At 45.4% G+C, this 4707-nt stretch carries 5 protein-coding genes; all 5 read left to right on the forward strand.

The window, feature by feature from the left end; all coding sequences use genetic code 11:
• Positions 1-42: 42 nt before the first annotated feature.
• Positions 43-675 carry an imidazole glycerol phosphate synthase subunit HisH gene (hisH, locus tag ACJ751_RS09095; protein ID WP_407745172.1) on the forward strand — a complete coding sequence of 211 codons (633 nt, stop codon included), beginning with the start codon at positions 43-45 and terminating at the stop codon, positions 673-675.
• A 1-nt stretch (position 676) separates the two neighbouring features.
• Positions 677-1810 carry a 1-(5-phosphoribosyl)-5-[(5-phosphoribosylamino)methylideneamino]imidazole-4-carboxamide isomerase gene (hisA, locus tag ACJ751_RS09100; RefSeq protein ID WP_407745173.1) on the forward strand — a complete coding sequence of 378 codons (1134 nt, stop codon included), beginning with the start codon at positions 677-679 and terminating at the stop codon, positions 1808-1810.
• 189 nt (positions 1811-1999) lie between these two features.
• A complete protein-coding gene (hisF, locus tag ACJ751_RS09105; protein ID WP_407745174.1) occupies positions 2000-2761 on the forward strand; it encodes an imidazole glycerol phosphate synthase subunit HisF in 762 nt (253 codons plus the stop codon).
• Positions 2762-2771: 10 nt separating this feature from the next.
• Positions 2772-3374, forward strand: a complete 603-nt coding sequence (gene hisIE / locus ACJ751_RS09110) for a bifunctional phosphoribosyl-AMP cyclohydrolase/phosphoribosyl-ATP diphosphatase HisIE (protein WP_407745175.1) — start codon at positions 2772-2774, stop codon at positions 3372-3374.
• 1 nt (position 3375) lies between these two features.
• A complete protein-coding gene (locus ACJ751_RS09115) occupies positions 3376-4455 on the forward strand; it encodes a redoxin domain-containing protein (protein ID WP_407745176.1) in 1080 nt (359 codons plus the stop codon).
• Positions 4456-4707 lie beyond the last annotated feature (252 nt).

Raw genomic sequence — 4707 nt, forward strand, 5'->3', positions numbered from 1 at the left:
CAAAAAGTTTATAACTGATATTAAAAGCTGATAAAACAAAGAATGGACCTGGTAATCATAAAATATAATGCAGGGAATATACAGTCGGTACTGTATGCGTTGGAACGTATTGGCGTAAACGCCGTAGTGACCGATGATGTTGAACAGATCCAAAACGCCGGTAAAGTGATCTTTCCCGGAGTAGGAGAGGCCAGCAGCGCCATGCGTTATCTGAAAGAACACAAGCTGGATACGGTTATCAAAAACCTGCAGCAACCCGTACTGGGTATTTGTTTGGGCATGCAACTGATGTGCGCTTATAGCGAAGAGAATGATACAACCTGTCTGGGAATATTCGACGAACAGGTTCGTCAGTTTATTCCCCCCTCTCCGGTTGGAGAGGGGTTGGGGGAGAGGCCCGGGGGAGCCACTGGCCGCGTTAAAGTTCCTCAGATCGGCTGGAATAACATTGTCAACTTAAAAACAAAACTGTTTGCGGATCTGCCAGACAACAGTTATTGTTATTTTGTACATGGCTATTACGCAGCATTAGGTGAACACACCATTGCTACAACAGATTATGTACAACCCTATAGTTCCGCCCTGCACAGGGATAATTTCTATGGTGTACAATTTCACCCGGAGAAAAGCGCCAAAGCAGGCGAGCAGATATTAAAAAACTTTTTGAGTTTATAATATGCCAATACAATCGGTTCCCCTGAATGAAGTGTGGGCCATGAGGCAGGCAGTGATGTACCCACAGGAAAACATTTCGTTTGTACAGTTGGAAGATGATGAGAAAGGCCTGCATTGGGGATTGTATGACAGCGGCGAGCTGGTTTCCGTGATCTCGGTATTTGACCGGAATGGCTCCGTACAATTCAGAAAATTTGCTACAAGGACCACCTGGCAGGGCAAAGGCTATGGCACCATTCTGTTACAACATGTAATGGATTGGGCGCATCAGCAGGGTAAAAAGAACATCTGGTGCAATGCGCGCTTAACAGCTACCGGTATTTACAAAAAATTCGGGATGCAACCCGCAGGAAAAACCTGGCAGCGATACGGCCTCGATTTTATTAAAATGGAAAAACAATTAGTGCAAACAAAGCATATGCAGATCATTCCGGCTATTGATATTATTGATGGAAAATGCGTGCGGCTAACGCAGGGGGATTATGAACAAAAGAAAATTTACAATGAGAACCCGTTGGAAGTAGCCAAGGAATTTGAAGATGCCGGTCTACAACGTCTGCACCTGGTTGACCTGGATGGCGCCAAAGCCGGCGCCGTAAAAAACTGGAAAGTACTGGAAGCCATTGCCGGCAAAACATCGCTGGTAATTGATTTTGGCGGCGGCATAAAAACCGAAAAGGATGTGAACATTGTATTTGGATCAGGCGCAGCGTTGGCTACCATTGGCAGTCTGGCTGTAAAGAATGAAGCCGAGTTTGTAAAATGGTTGTTACAGTTTGGCGCCGAAAAATTCCTGCTGGGTGCTGATGTTAAAGAAGAAAAGATCACGGTTGGTGGCTGGCTCGAAACTACCGATATCATTATCTATGATTTTCTGCAGAAATATCTTGACCATGGCGTTCAACAGGTATTCTGTACCGATGTAAGCAAGGATGGGTTACTGGCCGGTCCGTCGGTGGAATTGTATAAAAAGATCATCGAGCGGTTCCCTTCGCTGCATTTTATTGCCAGTGGCGGGGTGAGTTCCGTTAAGGATCTGGAAAGCCTAATGGAGATTGGTTGTAGTGGAGCTATTGTGGGTAAAGCTATTTATGAAAACAAAATTTCATTGGATGAGTTAAAGAAATTTAGTTGAAAGTTTAAAGTTGAACATTCCAGGTTCTAAGTTTAAGTTATTAGATTCTGTGTTATTGAGTTTGTTAGTTATTTAGTTTTTGAAAGCTTTTGCAGAGTGGAAGTCTTGTGGTTGCCGCAACGGGGTTCTTTGCCCTTTGCCTTCTGCCTTGCTACTGATCCATGATCGAACACGAATAAAATAGTAATCATGTTATGTAAACGAATAATCCCCTGCTTAGACATAAAAGATGGCCGTACGGTGAAGGGGACCAATTTTGTAAATCTTCGTGATGCCGGTGACCCGGTGGAACTGGGTGCTTTATATGCACAACAGGGCGCCGATGAACTGGTGTTTCTGGATATAACCGCTACCGTTGAAAAGCGGAAAACATTGCGGGAACTGGTGAACCGCATTGCGCATCACATTAATATTCCATTTACAGTGGGCGGCGGCATCAGCAGTGTGGATGATGTAAGTGCATTGCTGCAGAATGGCGCCGATAAGATCTCGGTGAACACCGCTGCCTTTAAAAATCCGCAGTTGATCCAGGAGCTGTCGAAAGAATTTGGAAGCCAGTGCGTAGTACTCGCTATCGACACCCGTCAGGAAGAAGATGGTGAATGGTATGTATACCTGAATGGTGGCCGTACCAAAACCGAAGCCCGTTGTTTTGATTGGGCAAAACAGGGTGTTGACCTTGGCGCAGGGGAAATTTTACTCACCTCCATGAACCACGATGGTACAAAGCAAGGTTTTGCATTAGACATTACCCGCCAATTGGCCATACAACTGCCGGTGCCGGTAATTGCATCCGGCGGCGGCGGCACCATGTCTCATTTTGTAGATGTTTTTGAACAGGCCCAGGCCGACGCTGCCCTGGCCGCCAGCATATTTCACTTTAAAGAAATAGCAATTCCCGATTTAAAAGGATATTTGCAGGATAAACAGATAGCTGTAAGACCAGCTTAATGATCATACAATGAAAGTAGATTTCAATAAATACAGCGATGGCCTGGTGCCGGCCATTATTCAGGATTTTACCACACATAAGGTGTTAATGATGGGTTTTATGAACGAAGAAGCCCTGAGCAAAACTATGAGCGAAGGAAAAGTGACCTTTTTCAGCCGCAGCAAAAAACGGCTGTGGACAAAAGGCGAGGAGAGCGGCAATCACCTGCTGGTAAAAGAAATTCTGAGCGATTGTGATAATGACACCCTGCTCGTTAAGGCCCAGCCTTTAGGCCCTACCTGCCATACCGGGGCCGATACCTGCTGGAGCGAACGCAACCATGCCGATGACTTTTTATATTACTTACAGGATATCATTGAGTTGCGTAAGAAAAGCGAGGATGAGAAATCGTACGTAAAACAGCTTTTTAGCAAAGGGATCAATAAAATTGCCCAAAAAGTGGGCGAAGAAGCGGTGGAACTGGTTATTGAAGCCAAGGACAACAACGAAGACCTTTTTCTGAACGAAGCGGCCGATCTGATGTTTCATTATTTGGTATTACTTAACGCAAAAGGTTATACATTGCAACAGGTAGTAAGTATTTTACAAAACAGACATTCGAATAAAAAGTAATATGAAGAAGCTGATAGCGGGACTATTTTTGTTACCTGTTGCGGTTATGGCGCAGCAAAAGGGATTTGTTATTACCGGTACCGTTACCGGTTTGGTGGAAAATTCCAAAGTGTCCCTGGTGGACATGAACAAGCCTACAGATACCCTGGCAAAGGGCCGCGTTACCAAGGGCACTTTTGTCCTGAAAGGCGCCATAGAAGAACCGAACCTGTACCAGTTGAATTATGATGAGCACGGAAAAAAATCGGTTTTATTTATCGGCAATGACAACGTTACCATAAAAGGCGATATCAAGAACGTACAACAGCTTGACATAAAGGGTTCGCCTTCCAATAGTGATTTTATAGAATTCCAGAAGACATTCAACCCCTTGTTTCAAACGCTTACCCAGTTGAACCAGCAGGTAAATGGCCAGAAACCCAGCGACTCCCTGCAGGCCGCTTATAAAAAAGCGTATGATGCTGCGGTGACTGCTATTGATAAATTCGTTGCTGCAAAAAAAGCTTCGCCGGTAGCGCCTTTCCTGCTGATCGTTACCAAAGAACTGGAACAAGACCCCATTATACTGGAGAAACGCTTTAACCAATTGGCGCCTGCCGCCCAACAGGGATTTTATGGCAAAATGTTACAGCAAACCATTGCCGATACCAAAGTAGGCGCCGTGGGCAGTGACGCCATTGAGTTTACGCAAACCGATACCACCGGTAAACCCGTATCGTTAAACTCATTCAGGGGTAAATATGTGTTGGTAGATTTTTGGGCCAGCTGGTGCAAACCCTGCCGCATGGAAAACCCTAATGTTCTTACTGCCTATAACAAGTTTAAAGGCAAGAACTTTACCGTGTTGGGGGTATCGCTCGACAGAGCCCGGGAGCCCTGGTTACAGGCTATAAAAGACGATGGCCTTCTGTGGACCCAGGTGAGCGATCTGCAATACTGGAATAACGAGGCCGCCCGCAAGTATAAAATTGAAAGCATTCCGCAGAACTATCTCATAGATCCCAATGGAAAGATCGTTGGTAAAAACCTGCGTGGTCAGGAGCTGGATGCGAAATTGTGTGAGTTGCTAGGATGTAAATAAGTTTATTGAGTATATAAAAAAAGCCTCCCGATACATCGGGGGGCTTTTTTGTGTGCGCCATGCATGATGATAAACTTGACGGTTAAAGTCCGTTATGGGGGTATGTAATCGCCAACCATTAGCCAAGAGCAAGGGTGTCCACTGCGAAGTGGAATCTGAAGGAAGCTGGCGGCAAAGTTCCGGCCCGAGGAACACGAACACTATCAGGCAGATGCTGTGAGGACGAGTTTGCACAACAAAACGAAGTCCAAA

The sequence above is a fragment of the Niastella sp. genome (assembly GCF_045805085.1).
Classification (GTDB): Bacteria; Bacteroidota; Bacteroidia; order Chitinophagales; family Chitinophagaceae; genus Niastella.